Source organism: Timonella senegalensis JC301 (assembly GCF_000312125.1).
GTDB lineage: Bacteria > Actinomycetota > Actinomycetes > Actinomycetales > Cellulomonadaceae > Timonella > Timonella senegalensis.
Genome location: NZ_HE978642.1, coordinates 427,046 through 445,978 on the forward strand (window position 1 = coordinate 427,046; position 18,933 = coordinate 445,978).

Below are 18,933 nucleotides of genomic sequence, written 5' to 3' on the forward strand. Positions count from 1 at the left end.
TGGGAGGCGGATTAGCGCCGACTATTCCCAGAACGTGTAGAAATGCAGAAAGTTAGGTGATTTCCACCATGGAAATGATCATCATGATCGTGGTGCTGTTCGGTGCTATGTTCCTCATGACCCGCAGCACCCGGAAGCGCCAGAAGGAAGCGGTTGCATTCCGCGACGCGATGACCGCTGGCACCCAGGTAATGACTGCCTCGGGATACGTGGGCACTGTCGTTTCGATTGACGGCGACCTTGTCACCCTCGAATCCGAAACGGGTAACCGCACCAAGTGGGTCCGCGCCGCAATCGCCAAGGAGTACGAGGCTGTCGCTCCAGGAATTGTTGAGCAGACTGCACAGGTGACCCCAGTAGCACCAGCTCCATCAGGATTTGAAATCCCGGATGATGTGAGCTCGCTGATCTCCAAGCCCACCGAAACCTCGACCCAGCCTGACGCCACCACGCCAGCTGACATCGAGATCAAGGGCGACGACGAGAACGGCAAGTAGGAACCCAAGTAAGGCGCCTAAGATTGCACGCGCAGCGGACCTAGCGCCGCTGCGCGTCTCGTGATTAAGGACGCACGGTATCGCGGCCCCGGGGAACTGGGGTCGCATTTATGAGAAGAGACGTAAGTTGGCCTCCACCAACACGAAGAAGCCGGGCAGATGGCGGTCGCTCATCGGTCTGCTTGCCATCATCTTGGCTCTTTTTGGCGCAATCTTCGCCGGCACCAAATGGTCTGACGCGACTTGGATGCCCAAGCTAGCTCTGGACCTCGAGGGTGGTACACAAGTCATCCTCCAAGCCGTGACCACGAACAATGAGCCGGTCAGTGGCGAGGACATCAACCAAGCTATCGAGATCATCCGCCAGCGTGTGGACTCATCCGGTGTCGCTGAAGCAGAGATTACGAGCCAGGGCGGCCAGAACATCGTTGTCGCGCTGCCTGGGACTCCATCGCAGGAGACCCTTGACCTGGTCCGTGAGTCTGCACAGATGCAGTTCCGGCCAGTTCTGTACTTTGGTAACCCTGGCTTGATCCCAGAGCCCCAGTCGACTGATGCGACCGGCGAGAGCACCGAGAAGGCTACTGGCGACGCCACGGATGGCGCTTCTGAGGAGGCGACCGATGGTTCCAAGGAAACGGACTCCACAGACGCTACGGATAAATCCGCTGCCGAAGAGACTCCCGCGACTGACGAGCCAAAGGTCGAGCCAACTGACCCATCTGACTTCGCTCAGGTCACCGATTCGGTCATGAATACGTTCAACGAACTTGACTGCACAGTTCCTGACAACCGCAAGGGCGGCGGTGGCGTTGCTGACCCCAACGAGGTACTAGTGGCGTGTGCCGATGACGGCTCATCCAAGTACATTCTTGGACCAATGGAGATTGCAGGCTCCGAGATCGCAAACGCGACCTCCGGGATGGGTACGACCCAGCAAGGTGTAAGCACCGGTAAGTGGGTTGTAAACATCGAGTTCAACAAGGAGGGCACCAAGCAGTTCTCCGAGGTGACCAAGCGTCTTTCTGGTCTTCCAGACTCCGGTACGTGGATAATGACCAGCCCCATCACGCAGTCCCCGAACATGTTTGCGATGGTTCTCGACAACCTCGTCATCTCTGCTCCTTCCGTTACGTACGAGATTCCTAACGGCAAGGCTGAGATCTCAGGAGACTTCAACAACGAAAGTGCAAACCGCCTGGCTAGCCAGCTGAACTTTGGTGCGCTTCCGTTGACCTTTGAGGTCCAGAGCGAGGAGACCATTTCTGCGACGCTCGGATCCGAGCAACTCGAGAAGGGCCTGCTCGCAGGCCTCATCGGTCTCGTTCTTGTGGTCATCTACTCGCTGTTCCAGTACCGGGCGCTCGGTCTCGTCACCGTTGCTTCCCTTGGCGTTGCGGCGATCTTGACCTACCTCGCGATCGCCTTCCTCTCCTGGCAACAGGGTTACCGACTCTCACTCCCAGGTGTGGCGGGTGTGATTGTTGCGATCGGTATCACTGCCGACTCCTTCATCGTGTACTTCGAACGAATCCGTGACGAGCTTCGTGATGGACGCAGCCTCGAAGGCGCGATCGAAGTTGGTTGGGAGCGTGCACGACGCACAATCCTTGCATCGGATACCATCAACTTCCTCGCCGCAATCGTGCTGTACTTCCTTGCAGTCGGTGGCGTCCGTGGCTTCGCGTTCACACTAGGTCTGACCACGCTGATCGACCTCCTGGTCGTGTTCATGTTCACGCACCCGATCATGAAGATCATCTCGCGGTGGAAGTTCTTCAGGGAGGGTCACCGGATGTCCGGCTTCCACCACTCGTCGCTCGGCTTGGACAAGCCTCGCTATGTTGGACGTGGCCGCGTGTCGACGCCGGGTGCGCCAGCCGCCCCAGCGTTTAACCCGGACGGCTCACGCATGACGATCGCACAGCGAAAGGCCGCCGAGAGGGCTGCTCAGGAAAGCGGCGACGCTTCCGGTGAGACCTTGACCGACCAATCGACCACTAGCGCCAAGAGCGCCGACCAGTCGGCACAAGCCGCTAAGGAGGGTGACAACTGATGGCCGGGTTCTCACAGTGGGGCGCTGACCTCTACACCGGAAAGAAGTCCTACGACATCGTTGGGAAGCGCAAGCGCTTCTACATCGCTGCTATTGCGGCCGTCGTTCTGACCATTGCGATCATTGCGGTACGCGGTATCAACTTCGGAATCGAGTTCCGTGGTGGATCTCAGTTCACGATCACGAACGCAACCACAACGGACCAGCAGCTTGCCATTGACGCGGTCAACGCTGTCCGAAGCGACGAAGTTCCACGAGTCTCTAACGTGGGCAGCAACGCGCTCCGCGTACAGACGAGCGAGCTCACGGATGATGAAGTAACCGAAGTTCGTGGTGCGCTGGCTAAGGCCTACGGTGTTCCTGAGACCGAGGTTGCATCATCCTTCGTTGGACCTACCTGGGGACAGGACGTTTCCAAGAAGGCCATCACTGGTCTGGTTGTCTTCCTCCTCCTCGTCATGGTCGTCATGTCGATCTACTTCCGAGCGTGGCGCATGGCCGCGGCCGCGATCATCGCGCTGTTCCACGACCTGATCGTGACTATCGGTGTGTACGCACTCGTGGGCTGGGAAGTCACTCCGGCTACAGTCATCGGTTTGTTGACCATCCTTGGATACTCGATCTACGACACCGTCGTTGTCTTTGACAAGGTCCGTGAAAACACCGAGGGTGTTACCGAGCAGCAGCTCGCGACCTACGGTGAGCGTGCAAACCTCGCGGTCAACCAGACGATGGTGCGTTCGATCAACACGTCCGTGGTCGCACTGCTTCCAGTGGGTTCGATTCTGTTCATCGGAGCATTTGTGCTCGGTGCTGGAACCCTGCGTGACATCGCACTGTCGCTCTTTGTGGGTATGGCAGTTGGTGCTTACTCCTCCATCTTCCTTGCGACGCCTCTCGAGGTGTCGCTCCGGATGAGGGAGCCACGCATTGCGGAGCACACCGCAAAGGTTCTCACGGCACGTGAAGGCCGAGTGCGCGACGGAGAGGCTCCAGCCTTGGCATCGACCTCAGGCCAGATTCTTCCCGGGCACCACCAGGGAAACAAGGCGCAACCAAAGCGCTCAAAGCGAAAGTAAGGTTAGACCCCAATGTCGCAATCACATGAGTCACAGGATGCTGGAGCGGCCCTCCGCGCCCACATCCGTGATGTGCCCGACTACCCAAGCCCCGGAATCATGTTCCGGGATATCACTCCGCTTCTGGCAAGCCCTGAGGCATTCCAGCAGGCAATCGAAGGTCTCGGCAAACTCGTACCTTCGGGAACCGAGCTCATCGCCGGAATGGAAGCTCGCGGCTTCATCTTCGGCGCTGCGTTGGCAATGCACCTGGGCATCGGGTTTGTCCCGATTCGCAAGGCCGGAAAGTTGCCTGCCCCGGTGAACTCGTACTCGTATGACCTGGAGTATGGCACCGCAACTGTGGAACTCCGTGAAGGAACCGTCGCCCCGGGAGCCCGTGTGGCTCTGTTTGACGACGTCCTGGCCACGGGTGGCACAGCCCGCGCCGGAGTGGCACTCTTGGAGCAGTCCGGCGCTGAGGTAATGGCCTCAGTGTTCCTTATGGAACTGAACGGACTCGGTGGACGTGATTGCCTAGGAGGGCGAGCCGTTTCTTCGCTGATGACACTGTAGATCTAGAATGGTCTTCTAGTTCTCTTCCGACTGGATGGATTTCCTGGTCGGGAGATTGAGAAGCCAACTGAGGGAGGCACCCATGTCCGAGAATAATCACGGGACGAAAGTGCCTCCCTCTGCCGTTTCCAAGACGGCAGAGGGAGCCGCACCTGTGGTGGAGCGCGCGGTCAAGGCTGCCGATCCCATTACCGCAAAGCCAAGCGACCTCAAGGCCGATCATAAGGCAACAGCGAACCCTGCCCCCAAGGCGTCCAAGCCTGCCGCTCAGCAGGCATCGAGCGCTCCCAACCCTGCTCAAGTCGCCGCAAAGTTCATGGGAGACGGTGCGGGAAACACGGCACCGCCGAAACCCGCAGGAGCCGCCGCAACCGCAAAGGATGTGGCATCTGCTCCAGCTCCTGCTGCACCCTCTGCTTCGGCCATTTCAGCCGTTTCGGCCGGCCCAGCGCCGACTGTGCCAGCCACTCCGGTGTCATCGCCTGCCGGGTCCAGCCCGAACGCTGCATCACCAACTGGTGCAATCCCGGTCAACAGCTCCGGTAGAGTCCGTTCCCGATTCGGGCGTTTCGGCTCCCGGCACTCGGTGGGCACTCCGGCCCTTGAGCCGCTGCTCTCTGCTCTGAAGAAGAACCACCCCAAGGCCGATACCGCGATCATCGAACGTGCCTACAACACGGCTGAACGTGCACACAGGGGTCAACTGCGTAAAAGTGGCGACCCCTATATCACCCACCCAGTCGCAGTGGCTACGATTCTCGCTGAGCTGGGCATGACGCCTCCAACGCTCGCCGCGGCGCTTCTGCACGATACCGTTGAGGACACCCCTTACTCGCTGGCTCAGCTGACTAAGGAGTACGGCGAGGAGATTGCTCTTCTCGTTGACGGAGTGACCAAACTGGACAAGGTCCAGTACGGTGATGCGGCGCAGGCTGAGACTGTCCGCAAGATGGTCATCGCAATGGCCAAGGACATCCGCGTCCTCATGATCAAGCTCGCCGACCGCCTGCACAACGCCCGCACGTGGAAGTTCGTCCCCCAGGCGTCCGCGGCAAAGAAGGCGCGCGAGACGCTCGAAATCTACGCACCGCTTGCCCACCGGCTCGGCATGAACACGATCAAGTGGGAACTCGAAGACCTTTCATTCCAGACCCTCTACCCCAAGGTGTATGACGAGATCGTCCATCTGGTTGCGGAGCGCGCGCCGGCTCGTGAGGAATACCTCAACACTGTTCGCGAGCAGATCAACGCGGACCTGCGTGCCGCAAAGATCCGCGCGACTGTTACCGGCCGCCCAAAGCACTACTACTCGATCTACCAGAAGATGATCGTTCGCGGACACGAGTTCGCGGACATCTACGACCTTGTGGGCACGCGCGTGCTTGTAGACAGTGTGCGCGACTGCTATGCGGCACTTGGATCTTTGCACGCCCGCTGGAACCCGGTTCCAGGGCGCTTCAAGGACTACATCGCGATGCCCAAGTTCAACATGTACCAGTCCCTGCACACCACGGTGATCGGACCTGGCGGCAAGCCCGTTGAGATCCAGATCCGAACGCATGACATGCACCGTCGTGCGGAGTACGGAGTGGCCGCGCACTGGAAGTACAAGGAAGGCGCGGTCGGACCTGACGGCAAGTCCATGAACGAGATGCAATGGCTGCGTCAGCTCGTGGACTGGCAGCGGGAAACCGCGGACCCGTCCGAGTTCCTCGACTCGTTGCGCTACGAGATCGGCGGTTCCGAGGTCTTTGTGTTTACCCCTAAGGGAGACGTAATCTCGCTTCCTCAGGGCTCGACTCCGGTTGACTTTGCGTACACGGTGCACACCGAGGTGGGGCACCGAACCATGGGTGCCCGAGTGAATGGCCGACTTGTGCCGCTGGACTCCACGCTTGAGAACGGCGACGTCGTTGACGTGTTGACCTCCAAGTCGGAATCGGCTGGCCCGTCGCGCGACTGGCTCGCATTTGTGAAGAGTGGCAGGGCGCGCAACAAGATCCGCCAGTGGTTCCAGAAGGAGCGCCGCGAGGAAGCCATCGAGCACGGTAAGGAACAGATCGCGAAGGCGATGCGCAAGCAGAACCTCCCGTTCCAGCGTTTGCTGTCCCAGGAGACGATCCTCGCGACCGCGAACGACCTGCGCTACCCGGATGTTGAGGCGCTCTACGCCGCAGTCGGTGAGGGGCAGACCTCTGCAGCAAACGTGATCGCAAAGCTCACGCAGTCGATGGGCAACACGGACGCGAACCAGGAAGACCTAGCGGAAATCACTCGCCCGGGTAGGCCTTCACGCCGAAATCGCACGGGTGATCCTGGCGTTGTGGTCAAGGGCATCGAGGACATCTGGGTCAAGCTCGCCAAATGCTGTACCCCCGTTCCCGGCGACAAGATCGTGGGATTCGTAACTCGAGGCCAGGGTGTCTCGGTGCACCGCGAAGACTGCATCAACGTGGACCAGCTTAAGTCCCAGCCCGAGCGGATGGTTGATGTGGAATGGACGAGCGGGTCGAACACTATGTTCCTCGTGCAGATCCAGGTGGAGGCAATCGATCGCGCCCGACTGCTCTCCGACGTAACACGGGTGCTTTCCGACGCGCACGTCAACATTCTGTCCGCATCGGTCACAACGTCTTCGGACAGGCTTGCGGTCTCCCGCTTTGCCTTCGAGATGGCGGAGCCGGCCCACTTGCACACCGTGCTCAACGCGGTGCGGCGCATCGATGGGGTCTTCGACGTGTACCGAATCACGGGAACCAAGGGCTCGCACAACGGCAAGTGATCACTAGGACTGCATGACTATGCGGCGGCTGCTCGGTGAGCGGCCGCCGCATAGTCATGCAGCCAAATTCGCAATTGCTACGATCCGTTCGAACTCATCGAGGAGTTCGTTGTGGCTCAGACTGGTTGCATGCCGAAATGAGCGCGCACGGAGGTCAGTCTCTATCGCGGCGCGATGCCGGGGCTCGGCCAGCAGGGAAGCAAGGAGCTTCTGGCACACCCGGGGATTAAATCCGGCGCCGTTGCCCCTAGCAAGGTCCACGAACGTGCGCGCAGGTGAGGTGACCGGTAAGCCTCCCACCGTCGAGACCTCTGGCGCGAAAAACTGTCGCATGAGTGGCCGCAGGTTGTCTTTGGTTTTTGGCCTGCTGCCATACGTGTTGTAGAAGGCATGCAGGGGGAGTGGAGCCTCTCCTCCAACGTAAATCCACGCTGCAGCTGTACCACACGCTATGACGTACTTACCGCCAATGATTCGGAAAGCTCTCGCTCGTATCTCGGGGGTGGGCCGAACCTCGTACGCGCAGGCAACGCCGGGAAGTATGAGCCTGATATCCCTGTCCCGCAGGAGTCTCTTCCAAGCGTCAGGTCCTCCGACACTACGCGGGGTGTGCAGGCTTTCCTGGGCGATGGACATTAACTGGGCTCGTGGCTCAAGTACGGCTTGGGCGCTGTCGCCAGATGCCATGTTCCCCAGAATGTGCGAGTAGGGCCGGGCCATGGGATTGAGGGCGCTGGCGCTTTGGGTACGAGTTTCACCAAGGACGTGTGGAAATGCAGGAGAAGGCATGAACTGATTGTCGTGCCAAAAGGCATACAAAAGAGGGGCCGGGAACAGATTGTGGAAATCTATTCCCGGCCCCTCGAGGTTCTAGACCTAACTTTAGGACGAGTTCAACGCCGGTAGCTGGGCTCGAATTAGCTTACGCTCAGCCGCGTGCTTCCTCAGCTGCCTTAGTTACCTGCTCGAGCCACGCGGTGCGTGCCGCAATCGCCTCGGTGATTTCCTTCACCTTGCGGTCGTTGCCTGCAGCCTGTGCCTTGGCAAGGTCGGCTTCGAGTCCGGCGATTGCCTGCTCGAGCTGTGCCACAGCGCCCTCTGCACGTGCGCGGGTCTCTGGATTGGTGCGCTCCCACTTGGACTGCTCAGCGTCCCGGACGGCGTTCTCAACGGCGCGTAGGCGGCCCTCAATGCGTCCGATGTCTGCGCGAGGGACCTTGCCGATCTCTTCCCACTTGTCTTGGATGTCACGCAGCGCGCTCTTGGCTGCGTTGATGTCCTTGATTGGCAGAATCGCCTCGGCCTGAACTGCGAGTTCTTCCTTGGCAACGAGGTTTGCAGAGAACTCCGCGTCGGTTGCTGCGTTTGCGGCGTCACGGGCGTTGAAGAAGACGTCCTGTGCCTCACGGAATGCAGCCCACAGTGCGTCGTCGTCCTTGCGGTTAGCGCGGCCAGCGGACTTCCACTGCGTCATGAGGTCGCGGTAGGCGGCTGCAGTCGCACCCCACTCGGTGGAGTTCGACAGAGCACGTGCTTCCTCAACGAGCGCAGCCTTGATTGCCTTGGCCGAGGCGTTCTGCTTCTCGAGCTCAGCAAAGAAGTGACGACGCTCGCGGTCAAAAGTGGTGCGTGCGTGGCTGAAGCGCTTCCACAGCGCGTCCTCGGCTGGCTTGTCTAGGCGTGCGCCGGAGCGCTGGCTTTCCTTCCACTCGTCGAGGAGCTTGCGCAGCTGCTCGCCGGCTGGACGCCACTGAATCTTGGCTGGGTCGGAGTTTGCGATCTTTTCCGCTGCTTCGACGATTTCGGTGCGACGGGCGAGTGCGACGGCCTTGGCTGCTACGCGAGCTTCCTCGAGCTCCGCGCGGCGTGCCGCAGCGGCCTCCTCGAGTGCAGCGACGCGGTTGCGCAGCGAGACCAAGTCACCGACGGCAGCAGGTTCAGCGGTTTCCTCGGCGAGCTTCTTGAGCGTTGAGTCAATCTCCTTGATAGGAAGATCAGCAGTCTGCAGGCGAGTCTCAAAGAGTCCGATCTTGGACTCGAGGTCAAGGAAGCGGCGAACGTAGAGAGTGAGAGCCTCGGTTGAAGTCGCGTCAGGGAACTGCCCGACAACGCGCTCGGTTTCGCCGTCCTTCACGTAGACGGTTCCATCTTCCTCGACGCGGCCGAATGCGGAAGCTGACGCGAAAGTTGCGGCGTCAATGGCTGCTGCAGGAGCTGGCGCGGCGGGCGCCACCGGCGCGAGTGGCTTTACCGGAGAAGGCTTAGGAGCGATGGCACTGGGCGTAGGGGCAACTACCTCTTCTACGGGTGCCTCGGTTGTGGTTGATTCGACTACTGAGGCGGTTGCTGCCTCGGGCTGTTCGTTACCCTCGTTGGTAACTTCTGGTGCGCCGGGTACTGGGTTCTCACTCATGGGCACTTACTCCTTGTGGGTAGTGGCGATGTCCCCTTTAAAGGGACCTCGTCAGCGACTGCTCCGAACGGCTGGTGCCGATATGGAAGCGTTAGTGTGCGTTATGACACGCGCCAACAACCATTCTAGAGACAAAACTGGCGCGTGGCGGCTTTTTCGCCCGTGACCGCCCTTTTCTGGGTCCAAATGCGCCCACAGCGCAATTTAGGTGCGATATTCCTCGGGTTTGTCTCCAAAGCAACAGTCCAGTTCCGCACGCCGGATCGCAGTTCAGTGCGGATTCATGGAAAAATACTGAGTTATGGCTAAACCAACACCTCTTTCCGGCTTTCCAGAGTGGCTTCCCGCGCAGCGAATCGTTGAGCAGCAGATCTTGCGGATCATCCAGGACACATTTGAGCTCCATGGATTCGCGGGCATTGAGACCCGCGCTGTCGAGCCACTTGACCAACTTCTGCGTAAGGGTGAGACCTCTAAAGAGGTGTACGTGTTGAGCCGCCTTCAGGCGGGGGAGAGCGACGAACAGTCCAAGGACAAGCAGCTTGGCCTGCACTTCGACCTGACCGTTCCGTTTGCCCGCTACGTGTTGGAGAACGCCGGCCACCTGTCCTTCCCGTTCAAGCGCTACCAGATCCAAAAGGTCTGGCGTGGTGAGCGCCCGCAGGACGGCCGTTTCCGTGAGTTCTACCAAGCCGACATCGACGTAGTTGGCGCCGGTGAACTTCCATTCCACTTTGAAGTCGAGCTCCCGCTCGTCATGGCCGAGGCGTTTGCGCGCCTAAAGGCGCTCGGCGTGCCTGAGTTCAAGATTCTGGTCAACAACCGCAAGGTTGCGGAGGGCTTCTATCGCGGTCTTGGCCTCGATGACATCGAGGGGGTCCTGCGCAACATCGATAAGTTGGACAAGATCGGCCCGGAAAACGTGGCCAAACTGCTTATCGACGAAGTGGGTGCGACTGCCCAGCAGGCCCAGTTGTGCCTCGACCTCGCTGGCATTTGCGGAACCGACGAGTCAGTCATTTCCCGTGTCCGCGAGCTGACCTCAGCGCACGGCATCGAGCACGAACTGCTCGAGGTTGGTCTGACCGAGCTTGGCGCGCTCCTTGCTTCCGCTGCCGTTCGCGCACCCGGGAGGATCGAGGCGAACCTCAAGATTGCTCGAGGCCTCGACTACTACACGGGGTCGGTATATGAGTCCGTTCTGGTAGGGCACGAGGACCTTGGCTCGATCTGTTCTGGTGGACGATACGACGAACTCGCGTCAGACGGAAAGAACACCTACCCCGGTGTGGGCCTGTCGATCGGCGTATCACGCCTCGTGTCACGCTTGCTGTCCAAGGGTATTGTCACGGCATCCCGATCCGTCCCCACCGCGGTGCTCGTTGCCGTCCTCGACGAGGAGCACCGCGCCGCGTCAGACGCGATCGCGGCTCAACTGCGCGCCCGCGGCATTCCAACCGACGTTGCCCCGACCGCCGCAAAGTTTGGCAAGCAGATCAAGTTCGCCGACCGCCGTGGAATCCCATTCGTCTGGTTCCCTGCCGGGGTCAACCAGAACGGCGAGGAGATCGCACACCAGGTGAAGGACATTCGCAGTGGTGAGCAGGTCGACGGCGACCCTGCAGTGTGGATGCCAACCAACTCAGCCGACCTCGCACCGCTGGTTGGAAGCGCAATCTGACTCGATCGTCGTGAATAAGGTGGCCGAAGGCCACAATAAAAGGGCCACGGCCCTTTGAAAGACCGACTAGACTCTATAGGGATGTCCGTGCGCCAACTGGCGCACCGGACCGCACATGATGCGACACGTAGAAGGGAAAACCGTGCTGCGCACTCACAACGCTGGCTCGCTTCGAGCCGAGCAGATCGGCCAGACTGTAACTCTGACCGGATGGGTTGATCGCCGCCGTGACCACGGTGGGGTTGCCTTTATCGACCTCCGCGATGCCTCGGGCATTGCACAGGTTGTTATCCGTGACGAGGAAGTAGCGCACCCGCTGCGCTCCGAGTTCGTTCTCCAGGTCACTGGAGAGGTGGCAGCACGCCCAGACGGAAACGACAACACGAATCTTGCAACCGGTGCGATCGAAGTCATCGCAACTGACGTTGTGGTTCTCAACGAGTCGGCTCCGCTTCCATTCCAGGTCTCGACCGCGCTCGACGGCAACGAGGTCATCGGTGAAGAGGCTCGCCTCAAGTACCGCTACCTCGACCTTCGCCGGCCAAAGCCAGCCGAGACGATCCGCCTGCGCTCCAAGGTGTCGCAGGCTGCGCGTTCGGTTCTCGAGGCCAACGAGTTCGTTGAAATCGAGACCCCAACCCTGACCCGTTCGACCCCTGAAGGCGCACGCGACTTCCTGGTTCCAGCACGTCTGGCACCGGGCTCGTGGTACGCGCTTCCGCAGTCACCGCAGCTGTTCAAGCAGCTGCTCATGGTCTCGGGCATGGAGCGTTACTACCAGATTGCTCGCTGCTACCGCGACGAGGACTTCCGCGCCGACCGCCAGCCAGAGTTCACTCAGCTCGACATCGAGATGAGCTTTGTTGAGCAGGATGACGTCATCGCCCTTGCCGAGCAGCTGCTCAAGGCGATCTGGAAGCTCATCGACGTCAACATCGAGGGCCCGCTGAAGCGCATCACGTACAACGACTCGATGCGTCTGTACGGCTCCGACAAGCCTGACCTTCGCTTTGACCTCGAAATCACTGAGCTCGCCGAGTACTTCAAGGACACTCCATTCCGCGTGTTCCAGAACGAGTACGTGGGCGCGATCGTGATGCCAGGTGGCGCATCTCAGCCTCGCCGTCAGTTTGACGCGTGGCAGGAATGGGCTAAGCAGCGCGGCGCCAAGGGCCTCGCATACGTCACCATTTCGGAGACAGGCGAGCTCGGCGGCCCAGTTGCCAAGAACATCACCGAGGCAGAGCGCGACGGCCTTGCGGCGGCAACCGGCGCTAAGCCTGGCGACTGCATCTTCTTTGCCGCAGGCAAGACCACCGAGTGCCGCAACCTGCTCGGCGCAGTCCGCAACGAGGTTGGCGCTCGCGCCGGCCTGATCGATGAGAATGCCTGGTCGTTCCTGTGGGTCGTTGACGCGCCACTGTTCAAGCCAACCGGTGAGGACGACGACGTCGACCTCGGCCACTCGGCATGGACCGCAGTGCACCACGCATTCACCAGCCCAACCCCGGAGTGGATCGACACGTTCGAGGAGAACCCGGGCGAGGCACTCGCGTACGCATACGACATCGTGTGCAACGGAAACGAGATCGGTGGAGGATCCATCCGTATCCACCGCCGTGACGTCCAAGAGCGCGTATTCCGCGTCATGGGCATCGGCGAGGAAGAAGCCCAGGAGAAGTTTGGATTCCTGCTCGACGCGTTCAAGTTCGGCGCTCCTCCTCACGGTGGAATCGCATTCGGCTGGGATCGTATCGTCTCGCTCCTGTCCAAGTCGGACTCGATCCGCGACGTCATCGCGTTCCCGAAGTCGGGCGGCGGGTTCGACCCACTGACCCAGGCACCAGCACCGATCACGCTCCAGCAGCGTAAGGAAGCTGGCGTGGACTTCAAGCCAAAGGCTGAGAAGGTCGCAGCTGCCGAGGTCGCAGAAGCGAACTGATCGTCCTCACGCACAAGGCCGGAGTCGGAACCATGAACGGTTCCGGCCCCGGCTTTTTTGTGTGCGCGGCGCTGAGTGGCGTGCCCCGTGGGGCGGAGCGGCGGGCGCTGCGTGTGGATTACTTGCGCCGTGCCACGGACGGCCTGATAAACGACGATCCGAGCTGGGGCCGCACGTGGCGTGCGGACCCAGCCCGGATCGTCGTGAAGCAGTTCAGCCGCTTCAAACGGCCGGTGATCGAGCGCTACGTCAGCCGAGGTCCTTGGCGGCAAATGCGTTGCACTTGTTGATGTCCTGGTTCTGGTAGCCGTTCATGAACCACTTCTGGCGCTGCGCAGCGCTTCCGTGGGTGAACGCGTGAGGGTTAACCTGACCGGTTTGTGCCTGCTGGATCCGGTCGTCACCAACTGCTGCGGCTGCGTCGAGTGCATCGCGCAGCTGGGCCTCGGTGATGGGCTCGAGGTCTGGCTTTCCGGTCTCAGGATTGATCGTGGTGGCCGCGGCGCCAGCCCACATTCCTGCCAAGCAGTCCGCCATGAGCTCTGTGCGCACGGAGTCGGACTCGGGACCAGTGCCCTGACGTTGTGCCTTGGCGAGCAGACCCGTGAGGTTCTCGATGTGGTGCCCTACCTCGTGGGCGATGATGTACTGCTGGGCCAGCGGGCCAGCGCTGGTTCCGAACTGGGAACGCAAGACGTCGTAGAAGGCCACGTCAATGTAGACGGTCTGGTCGCCAGGGCAGTAGAACGGGCCCGAAGCGGAAGTAGCGCTGCCACAGGCGGTGGATACCTGGTTTTCAAAGGAGACCGCGCCTGGAGCGGTGTACTTGATGCCGGTCTGCTGAGGCAGGGCCGTGGCCCAGTACGTGTCGAGCGACTCGAGCGTCCAGCCGTAGCGGCATTCGTCCTTGGTGTTCGCGTCCTCTGCCGTTTCGCAGCCCTCTAGGCCAGTCTCGGTGCTCGGGGTGGAAGAGCCGCCACCCAAGAGCTGCTGAATGAGCGGGGTGAGAGGGCCCAGGTCAATGAACTGGGAGAGGAGTGCAATAGCGATAACGCCGATTCCTCCGCCCGCAGCGATCTTGCCGCCGGAGCGCTTCTTTACGCGGTTGGAATCGAAGGAACCGCCATCTTGGAAAGTCATATTTGCAGAATAGTCGGACGCGCCCTCAAATCGCTGTAGGTAAGCGGCTGAAAACGCGCATCGACCTGCGAACAAAGTGGCTCAAGCACGTATTCGAAAACTCGCGGGAGCACACCTGGCATGGAACGCGCGTGTTCCATGCCAGGTGATCGTGGGCCGGGAACTGTGACCCTACCCATGTGTGGTGCTGCGAATAATCCGGCGACCTGATGCATTCACGCAGGTAAGATTGAACGCGTTTGTGTCCGCGCCACCGCTGCCGGACATCCCCGAGTTACAGCGCTAAGGAACCCACGTGATTGCTGCTTCAGGTGTCGAGATTCGAATCGGTGCCCGCACGCTGCTGCACCCCACCTCGTTCAAGATTGGTAAGGGCGACAGGGTTGGACTCGTTGGCCGCAACGGAGCCGGCAAGACCACGCTCACCAAGGTACTGGCAGGGGAGACTCTGCCGAGCGCAGGAACAGCATCCCGCTCGGGCATCCTTGGATACCTTCCGCAGGACACGCACCCAGCGGACCCCTCGATGACCGCGAAGGACCACATCCTCTCGATTCGTGAGCTCGACAAGCTCGTCGCGCTGATGGCCAAGACCGAGGCCGAGATGGCCTCCGAGGATATGAAGGTCATGGAGAAGGCTCTTGAGCGCTACCCAAAGGTCGAGGCGCGATTCCTCGCCGCCGGCGGGTACAGTGCGGAGTCCGAAGCAATGCGCATCTCTGCCAACCTTGGGTTGGACAAGGACGTGCTGGAGCACAAGCTTGGAGAGCTCTCCGGTGGACAGAGGCGCCGTGTGGAACTGGCGCGCATCCTGTTCTCCGGTGGGGAGACGCTCATGCTTGACGAGCCCACCAACCACCTTGACGTGGACTCCATCATGTGGCTGCGCGACTACCTTCGTGCCTACGAGGGTGGCCTTATCGTCATCTCGCACGACAACGAGTTCATGCGCGCGATCGTCAACAAGGTGTACTTCCTTGATGCGATTCGCGGCGAGATGGACCAGTACAACCTCGGCTGGGACGACTACCTGCTGCAGCGTGAAACCGACGAAAAGCGCCGCCGCAAGGAGCGCGCCAACGCCGAAAAGAAGGCCGGCGTGCTGCTCGCCCAAGCAAACAAGATGCGCGCCAAGGCCACCAAGGCCGTTGCCGCGCAGAACATGATCAAGCGTGCTGAGAAGATGCTTGAGGGGCTTGAAGGTCCCCGTGCCTCCGAGAAGGTGGCAAAGCTCCGCTTCCCAACCCCCGCGCCATGCGGGAAGGTCCCGCTCACCGCGGACGGACTGTCCAAGTCCTATGGCTCGCAGGAAGTCTTCATGGGCGTTGACCTAGCGATTGACCGTGGCGCCCGCGTGGTTATTCTCGGCTTCAACGGTGCCGGAAAGACCACTCTGCTGCGCTTGCTGGCGGGCGTGGAAAAGGCCGACTCCGGTGAGGTTGTCCCGGGGCACGGACTCAAGCTCGGATACTACGCGCAGGAGCACGACACCCTGGACCTGAATGCGACCGTGGTAGAGAACCTGCGGCACGCTGCACCGGACCTCACAGACACCGAGGTGCGCTCCGTGCTCGGCTCGTTCCTGTTCTCGGGAGACGACGCCGACAAGCCAACGAAAGTGCTCTCCGGCGGTGAAAAGACGAGGCTCGCGCTGGCGACCCTCGTGGTCTCGTCCGCGAACGTCCTGCTTCTTGATGAGCCTACGAACAACCTCGACCCAGCCTCGCGTGCGGAGATCCTGGGCGCACTGTCCACCTATGAGGGCTCCGTCATCATGGTCACTCACGACGAGGGGGCTGTAGACGCGCTCCGTCCCGACAGGGTCCTGCTGCTTCCGGACGGCGACGAGGACCTCTGGAACGACGAGTACCGCGAACTGGTCTCGATGGCCTAGCAGGTTAGATCTGCGCAGGGGTAAGGCTCAAGGCCTCATAATGGCCAGAATCGATCCTGCATGACGAAGGGAGGGCGGCGCAATGCGCCACCCTCCCTTCGTCATGCAGTTTGCGGGACTAGTCCTCGAACAGCGAGTCCTCGTAGTCCTCCTGGACGCGGGATCGCTTTTCCCTCTGTGCCTTGCTTGTGCGCATCTGCCTCTTGAGCGCGTCAACGTGCTCCAACCTGGCTGCATCGCTAGAGCTCGACGTGCCTGCGTCCGCACTCTCAAGGGCGGTGTCGAGGGCGGTGAACGGGTTGACCGGACGGCCCTGCGTTCCGTACTTCTTGAGGCGCCGGTCCCGGACGAACAGGACCACGAACGCCGAGGCGCCGCCAACTGCAAAGACCCACCACTGGAACGCGTAGCTCATGTGGTTCTTGGGGTCGGTGCTTGGTCGGGGTAGCGCGCGCACGGACTCAGTGGGTGCAGGGGACTCCGACACGAGGGCGCCGTAGGCGTTCTCAAAGTAGGTGCCCGGCGCTGGAGCCGCGGCCCCCGCATACTCGAATCCCGCGGTGAGTGCCTGGTCCACATTGATGGCGCGGACCTGTCCGCTTGGGGCGTTTTTGGTCGAGGTGGGCTCGCTCTGGCGCAGGTGGACCGTAATAGTCACCTTGCCGCTGGGTGGGGCAGGGATGGTGGAGGGGCGTTCCGCGTTGCCGTCATATGGCAGCCAGCCACGGTTGACCAGCAATACCTCGCCGTTGTCTGTTTGGAAAGGAACGAGGACGTGGACGCTTGGTGTCGAGTTGATTGGCCGGTTTCGTAGGAGCGCGGTCTGCTCGGTGAGGTAGCGGCCGGTGACTGTTGCCTGCGACCACACAACGGACTCGTCCAGAGGGGCGTCGGTGGTGGGCAGGAAGGACTCGAGCGGCTTGGCTGGGGCGGTGTAGTTGTCGTTGACTGATGCAATGAACTCGTCGCGATCCACATGTCGGCTCCACTGCCAGCGTCCGGCTGAAATGCACAGGGTGACCACGAGGCATACGCCCAGCGCGATTCCGAACCACTGAAGAGTGCTGAGCGCCTTGCGTTCGGAATCTTGCTGCGAGAGCGCCACGCCCTGCTCGGTGCTGCCGGTTGTAGTGCTCACAGTTCGTCGCGCTTTTCGAGTACGTCCACCGGCACGACGTCCTTCAAGAACCCGCGCAGGTTGAGGAACTCCTTGAGGTGGGCAAGATGCTCGTCGCAGGACAACCATACCTTGCGTCGCTCAGGGGTGTGGATCTTGGGGTTGTTCCAGAGCAGGCCCCATTGCGCCTCGGCGCGGCAGCCCTTGCCGGAGCAGATGAGCTCATCAACTGGGTCTGGTGTTGCAAAGAGATTTACCAAGGCAGATTCCTATGATTCGTGCGTGGTGGGTTGGCCGCCGCCGGGCGGCTCGGGTGCGTCGTGGTGCGAGGCGGGGGAGTCAGGTGCGGGCTCAGTCTCAGCGGGTGCGCCTGTCTCGTCATTGATTGTCGACGATTGTGGTTCCGTTGGGAGGGCGCCCTCAGGGTGGTCGTGCTGGGCTTCGAGGGCGAGGAACTCGAGAGGGTTTCCATTGTCTGCGGAGTTGGCTCGGCCTGCGTTGGCTGACACCACCGCGATGTAGGGCAGGAAGACCGCGCCCGTGACGAGTATCCAGCGCAGTGGTCCGGTGCTAAGGAAGGCGCCGATGAAGCACACAACGCGGATAGACATAGCGATCAGGTAGTGGCGCGTGCGATCCCTCTGATCCTCAGCGAGCGAGCGCGGCGCTGAGGTAATCGACGGGACTTCTGGTTTGCGGGCCATCATCCCAGTTTACTTCGCTTTAGGCCCGGGAACTGGGGGTTGGCTGTAGGCGTAGTGTGATCCTCAGCAAGTACGCAAGCGGGGTCAAGGTTGTAGGTTTCCTACTAAGGAATCGGGGTGTGCGGTGGCGATTCGTGTGGTGTCTTAGTGCTAATCGTCAGATATTCTCGAATTTAGATGTGCTGAGCACCGCTCTTTGGCGTGCGCTCGCACGGCGAGACTAGGTAAAGAGGAGCCCCTCGGGGCGAACCTACACACGGAGGAACAATGACTCAGGTCCAGGCCCAAGAAGGTAGCGCAGAAGGCCGCGTTGTCCTCGTGACCGGTGCGAACCGCGGCATTGGTCGCGCGATTGCAGAGCGATTTGTTGCCCAGGGCGACCGGGTGGCCACGATCTACCGTTCGGGGGAGCTCCCAAAGGGTGTATTCGGCGTGAAGGGCGACATGACGTCGAGCGAGCAAGTGGACGCCGCCTTTGCTGAGGTGGAGAAGGAACTTGGCCCGGTTGAGGTTCTTGTTGCAAATGCAGGGATCACCAAGGATCAGCTCCTCATGCGGATGAGCGATGACGAGTTCGAGCAAGTGATTGACGTCAACCTCACCGGAACCTTCCGTTGCGTGCGCCGCGCATCCAAGGGGATGATCCGCCTACGCAAGGGTCGGATCGTTATGATCTCGTCCGTCATCGGACTCTTTGGGGGACCTGGGCAGGTCAACTACGCGGCCTCGAAGGCCGGACTCGTGGGCATGGCGCGCTCGATTACTCGCGAGCTCGGTGGCCGCGGGATCACCGCCAATGTAGTTGCCCCGGGCTTCATTGAGACGGCTATGACCGCCGAACTTCCCGAAGACACACAGAAGAAGTACAAGTCGACGATCCCCGCAGGTCGTTTTGCGCAGCCCGAAGAGGTTGCTGCGGCCGTGACCTTCCTCGCCTCCGACGAGGCCGGCTACATCTCCGGAGCAGTCATTCCGGTTGATGGTGGCCTTGGTATGGGCCACTGACCGTTCACTGCTCATGAGGTCCCGCCGCGCCGGGGCCCGGATACACATTCACTCTAGGAAAAGGACTC

The 18,933-nt window shown here is 60.9% G+C and carries 15 protein-coding genes; 9 read left to right on the forward strand and 6 right to left on the reverse strand.

The features are described from left to right. Positions 1 to 68 precede the first annotated feature (68 nt). The 5 genes from yajC (at position 69) to HGSM_RS06490 (ending at position 6,969) form a co-directional block, all read left to right on the forward strand. Complete coding sequence (yajC, locus tag HGSM_RS13680) at positions 69 to 497, forward strand: preprotein translocase subunit YajC (RefSeq protein ID WP_051009692.1); 429 nt, start codon at positions 69 to 71, stop codon at positions 495 to 497. A 127-nt stretch (positions 498 to 624) separates the two neighbouring features. Beyond that, entirely contained in the window at positions 625 to 2,553 is a 1,929-nt protein-coding gene (gene secD / locus HGSM_RS06475; protein ID WP_019147930.1) for a protein translocase subunit SecD, read from the forward strand. Beyond that, complete coding sequence (gene secF / locus HGSM_RS06480; RefSeq protein ID WP_154646263.1) at positions 2,550 to 3,632, forward strand: protein translocase subunit SecF; 1,083 nt, start codon at positions 2,550 to 2,552, stop codon at positions 3,630 to 3,632. The genes secD and secF overlap by 4 nt, the downstream gene beginning before the upstream one ends. 12 nt (positions 3,633 to 3,644) lie before the next feature. Further along, positions 3,645 to 4,187 (forward strand): adenine phosphoribosyltransferase, encoded by a 543-nt coding sequence (locus HGSM_RS06485; RefSeq protein ID WP_019147932.1) that lies wholly within the window; start codon positions 3,645 to 3,647, stop codon positions 4,185 to 4,187. 82 nt (positions 4,188 to 4,269) lie between these two features. Continuing rightward, complete coding sequence (locus HGSM_RS06490) at positions 4,270 to 6,969, forward strand: RelA/SpoT family protein (RefSeq protein ID WP_019147933.1); 2,700 nt, start codon at positions 4,270 to 4,272, stop codon at positions 6,967 to 6,969. A gap of 54 nt (positions 6,970 to 7,023) precedes the next feature. Here HGSM_RS06490 and HGSM_RS14375 read toward each other — a convergent pair whose 3' ends face one another. Both HGSM_RS14375 and HGSM_RS06500 read right to left on the reverse strand, forming a co-directional pair. Then, positions 7,024 to 7,302: a hypothetical protein gene (locus HGSM_RS14375; protein ID WP_154646264.1), complete on the reverse strand. Its 279-nt coding sequence runs from the start codon at positions 7,300 to 7,302 to the stop codon at positions 7,024 to 7,026. 595 nt (positions 7,303 to 7,897) lie between these two features. Next, on the reverse strand, positions 7,898 to 9,382 hold the full coding sequence (locus HGSM_RS06500; protein ID WP_019147935.1) for a DUF349 domain-containing protein: 1,485 nt from the start codon (positions 9,380 to 9,382) through the stop codon (positions 7,898 to 7,900). A 301-nt stretch (positions 9,383 to 9,683) separates the two neighbouring features. Here HGSM_RS06500 and hisS point away from each other — a divergent pair, with 301 nt between their 5' ends. After that, a complete protein-coding gene (gene hisS / locus HGSM_RS06505; protein WP_019147936.1) occupies positions 9,684 to 11,063 on the forward strand; it encodes a histidine--tRNA ligase in 1,380 nt (459 codons plus the stop codon). A 142-nt stretch (positions 11,064 to 11,205) separates the two neighbouring features. Next, entirely contained in the window at positions 11,206 to 13,005 is a 1,800-nt protein-coding gene (gene aspS / locus HGSM_RS06510; RefSeq protein ID WP_019147937.1) for an aspartate--tRNA ligase, read from the forward strand. A gap of 249 nt (positions 13,006 to 13,254) precedes the next feature. Here aspS and ypfJ read toward each other — a convergent pair whose 3' ends face one another. Continuing rightward, positions 13,255 to 14,145 carry a KPN_02809 family neutral zinc metallopeptidase gene (gene ypfJ, locus HGSM_RS06515; protein ID WP_019147938.1) on the reverse strand — a complete coding sequence of 297 codons (891 nt, stop codon included), beginning with the start codon at positions 14,143 to 14,145 and terminating at the stop codon, positions 13,255 to 13,257. 295 nt (positions 14,146 to 14,440) lie between these two features. Here ypfJ and HGSM_RS06520 point away from each other — a divergent pair, with 295 nt between their 5' ends. Beyond that, a complete protein-coding gene (locus HGSM_RS06520; protein WP_019147939.1) occupies positions 14,441 to 16,039 on the forward strand; it encodes an ABC-F family ATP-binding cassette domain-containing protein in 1,599 nt (532 codons plus the stop codon). A gap of 118 nt (positions 16,040 to 16,157) precedes the next feature. Here HGSM_RS06520 and HGSM_RS13685 read toward each other — a convergent pair whose 3' ends face one another. From HGSM_RS13685 to HGSM_RS14090, 3 genes are read right to left on the reverse strand one after another with little or no spacing between them, the layout of a single operon-like run. After that, complete coding sequence (locus HGSM_RS13685; RefSeq protein ID WP_019147940.1) at positions 16,158 to 17,177, reverse strand: SURF1 family cytochrome oxidase biogenesis protein; 1,020 nt, start codon at positions 17,175 to 17,177, stop codon at positions 16,158 to 16,160. After that, complete coding sequence (locus HGSM_RS06530) at positions 17,174 to 17,416, reverse strand: hypothetical protein (protein WP_019147941.1); 243 nt, start codon at positions 17,414 to 17,416, stop codon at positions 17,174 to 17,176. Before HGSM_RS06530 ends, HGSM_RS13685 begins: the two co-directional genes overlap by 4 nt. A gap of 9 nt (positions 17,417 to 17,425) precedes the next feature. Next, entirely contained in the window at positions 17,426 to 17,860 is a 435-nt protein-coding gene (locus HGSM_RS14090) for a DUF3099 domain-containing protein (protein WP_081581384.1), read from the reverse strand. Positions 17,861 to 18,127: 267 nt separating this feature from the next. Between HGSM_RS14090 and fabG the strand changes: the two genes are divergently transcribed. Then, positions 18,128 to 18,865, forward strand: a complete 738-nt coding sequence (gene fabG, locus HGSM_RS06540) for a 3-oxoacyl-[acyl-carrier-protein] reductase (RefSeq protein WP_019147943.1) — start codon at positions 18,128 to 18,130, stop codon at positions 18,863 to 18,865. The last annotated feature ends 68 nt before the right edge of the window (positions 18,866 to 18,933 follow it).